Raw genomic sequence first — 2,791 nt, 5'->3', positions numbered from 1 at the left:
AGGCTGATTTAGAGGTTATTAAAGGTGTGCTTAATTTAACTGCTCATAGTGGTGAAATTGTGGATTGGTTTATTATGGTTAGGAATTATGGTCCTGATGCTGCTGTTAATGTTGTTCTTGAGGATCTTTTACCTGCTGAATTGATTTACAATGGCACTGTAAATATTACAGTTGGCAATTTGTCTGCTGACGGTAAGACCTGGAATATTGGAAATATGGCTGTTGATCAGGTTGCTATTTTGGTTATCAGAACTATTGTTAATACTACTAATATGTCTGTTATTAATGTGGTTAATGTTTCCAGTGAGACTTTTGATCCTGAATTGTGGAATAATAATGATTCCGATGTTGTTATTGTTCCTCCTGAGGCTGATGTTGGTGTTGTTAAAATTGCTTTAAATAGAACTGTTCATTGCGGTGATGCTGTGACTTGGCTGATTATTGTTTATAATAATGGTCCTGATGCTGCTGAGAATGTGGTTGTCACTGATGTGTTGCCTGGTGAATTGGTTGATGTTAGTGTTGAAACTGTTGATGAGGGTACATTTGACGGCAATGTTTGGTCTATTGACAGAATAGAAAGTGGTGTTGCTTTAGGTTTGGTTATTACAACTGTTGTTAATGCTACTGATGTCAATATTACCAATCCGGTTAATGTGACTTCTGATACTTATGATCCGAATATGGCTAACAATAAGAACAATGATACTGTTGTTGTTCCTCCTGAAGCCGATTTGGAAGTAATTAAAACAAATGATTGTGATGGAATTTGTCACAATGGAGATACTGTTACTTGGACAATTACAGTTGTCAACAATGGACCTGATGACGCTGTAAATGCAATTGCAAGTGACGTTTTACCTGCTGGTTTGATTTATGTTTCTGATGACTCTAACGGAGCATATGACCCTGAAACAGGTATTTGGAAAATGGGCAATCTCTCCATTGGCGCATCCGCACAATTGAATATTGTAAGCTTAGTGAACGATTCTAACGTTACAATCGTTAATGATGTGGTTGTCTCTTCAGATACCTACGATCCAAAAGAAGAGAATAATCAGGATAATAGTTCCCTACCTGTCGACCCTGAGGCAGATTTAGAGATTATTAAATTAGTTTCTGATAATGCTACCCGTAGGGGCGACAAAATCACTTGGACCATTATTGTTACTAACAATGGTGGTGATACTGCTGTAAATACAGTTGTTATCGATAAACTAGTTAATGGGTTAGTTTATATTTCAGATGATTCAAAAGGAGCTTATGATCCTGATTCCGGCATTTGGAAAGTGGGAGATCTTGCTTGCGGACAATCTGCAACTTTAAATATTGTAACCTTGGTCAATACTACTAATGCTACAATACAAAACATAGCAAATATTACTTCTGATACATATGATCCTAATGAAACTAACAATAAATGCAATAATTCAACTACCGTTTCTCCTATAGCTGATTTGCTCATCACTGTTGAACCAAACGTTCGCAAAATGAGTGTTGGAGATAAAGTTACATTCACTGTTAATGTTGCTAATCGGGGACCTGATTCCGCACTTAACAGTCATGCATTTATTAAATTGCCATCCGGATTAAAGCTTTTAGGTTTCGAACCATTAAATGGAACTTATGATTCAGATAATGCAATTTGGGACATGGGAGATTTAAATATTGGCGATGAAGTAACCCTTTTACTTTACACCCAAACATTAGTAAGCGGCAAACTTGTTGTAGATGTATACACTGAATGTGATTCAGGTGAAAGCAGTTATTCCAACAACAATGACACTACTGACATAGAAGTTGAAACAAACGATACTCAAGATGAACCTCCTGCAGATGTTCAAGAACCTCCAGCAATGTATGCTACAGGTAATCCGTTTGCAATGATGCTTTTAGCATTGCTCGCAATTGTTTGTATCGACATTAGAAGAAGAATTTAAACACGTTATGGGAAATTAATTTTTCCCATATTTTTTATTTTTTTGCTCAATTTTTTACTTCAATTTAATTAAAATTTCGAATGATTATTTCATCGAATTTTTATTAAAATGTTATTTTTATTAAATCAATTTCTCAATAAATTAATTTTATAGCATGCTTTTTCTAAAATCAATCGGGCAATCTACATGCACTAACCGAATTTTATCATTTTCAACAAATTTCAAATATTATAAAAGTTATTAATGAAATATATAATACTGATTTGATTAAATTGTGTGATTAAATGAAAAGTGATAATGTTAAAAAAGGAATTCAAAGAGCACCTCACAGGTCTCTTTTAAGGGCTTGTGGTCTTGATGATGAAGACTTTAAAAAACCATTCATCGGAATTGCAAACAGTTTTACAGACATTGTGCCGGGCCATATCCATTTAAAAGAACTTGTTGAGTTTGTAAAGGATGGAATTATTGCTGCAGGAGGTATCCCTTTTGAATTTGATACCATGGCGGTTTGTGACGGAATCAGCATGAACCATGAAGGAATGAAATATTCCCTTCCTTCAAGGGAAATTATTGCCGCAACAGTTGAAAGCATGACAAAGGGACATGCATTCGACGGATTGGTATTAATCCCAAGCTGTGACAAGGTGGTTCCTGGAATGATTATGGGTGCAGCAAGGGTGAATGTCCCATCCATTGTCGTTACAGGCGGACCGATGCAATCCGGTGAATATAAAGGAAAACCTGCTGATTTGATTACAGTTTTTGAAGCGGTCGGTGCTTATTCGGCCGGTAAAATGACAGAAGAGGAAGTCAATGAACTTGAAAGATGTGCCTGTCCTGGAGCAGGA

General features: G+C 36.0%; 2 protein-coding genes. Both read left to right on the top strand.

The window, feature by feature from the left end:
• Window positions 1-1,940 (top strand): DUF11 domain-containing protein (locus tag ACJMLZ_RS03895; RefSeq protein WP_405304046.1); only part of this gene is annotated, 1,940 nt, incomplete at its 5' end.
• A 284-nt stretch (window positions 1,941-2,224) separates the two neighbouring features.
• A partial coding sequence (locus tag ACJMLZ_RS03890) for a dihydroxy-acid dehydratase (RefSeq protein ID WP_405304045.1) occupies window positions 2,225-2,791 on the top strand: 567 nt, incomplete at its 3' end.

Origin of the sequence: Methanobrevibacter sp. (genome assembly GCF_045126245.1) — an archaeon.
In the GTDB taxonomy this organism is placed as follows: Archaea; Methanobacteriota; Methanobacteria; order Methanobacteriales; family Methanobacteriaceae; genus Methanocatella.
Note: the sequence above shows the minus strand (reverse complement) of the source record. Positions and strands in the feature narration are given on the sequence as shown.